This is a genomic window from Prevotella dentasini JCM 15908 (genome assembly GCF_000614065.1).
GTDB classification, from domain to species: domain Bacteria; phylum Bacteroidota; class Bacteroidia; order Bacteroidales; family Bacteroidaceae; genus Prevotella; species Prevotella dentasini.
This window is the reverse complement of record NZ_BAKG01000040.1, coordinates 1-687: the sequence shown is the minus strand read 5'-3', so window position 1 is coordinate 687 and position 687 is coordinate 1. Positions and strand designations below refer to the sequence as shown.

The following is a 687-nucleotide window of genomic DNA, read 5'->3' as shown; positions in this document are numbered from 1 at the left end:
TTTGACTATTACTACCAATCAAAAAAATTGTTATGACCAGAATAAATATAGTAACCATTGAAATGTATCTCTACACCAGTATCTCTTAATTCTTGTTTTTTAATATTGCCCTGCCAATATATAATGGTATAGTTTCCCTTTGTACTATTGAATCTAAATGCAGAATAGTAAGGAGTATGTTCTGACAGGTTCATAACAGGCAAATCTATGATCTTTTTTGTTAAAACAACATCCTTGATTTGTAATTTTACTTCTTTGCCAAATTTTAACAAGATAGAATTGTCAGAGTTGAACTTTATTGTTATATCATTTTTCCCTATATATCTGCCTTTGTAAAAAGTTGCTGATTTTGGGAAATACATTTGTTTACCTTTGTAAAAGCGACTGGTATAAATGTAATCAGAAATCCGCATGGAAAGCATTTTTTCACTATCATATTTGTCATATTCATCATGAATCTGGTAAAAGCCGCAAAAAGGCATTATTACTAAATACAATAAAGCAATAAGAAAGCATACTGCAATTATCTTAACGAATCTTTTAAGATTCAGACTAAAAAGGCGACCACTCATAATCAAAATTTTTAGTTCCAGGAGCGGGACTAACAACTCCGTCATATCTTCCGTTTATCCAAGTCTCTGAACCATTCCTATATGTAATCCATTCCCCCATAACAAAAGAATAGTT

The 687-nt window shown here is 30.9% G+C and carries 1 protein-coding gene; it reads right to left on the bottom strand.

All coding sequences use genetic code 11. The annotated features are described in order from the left end of the window. Window positions 1–11 precede the first annotated feature (11 nt). Window positions 12–572, bottom strand: a complete 561-nt coding sequence (locus tag JCM15908_RS11255) for a hypothetical protein (protein ID WP_148295595.1) — start codon at window positions 570–572, stop codon at window positions 12–14. Window positions 573–687: the final 115 nt, after the last annotated feature.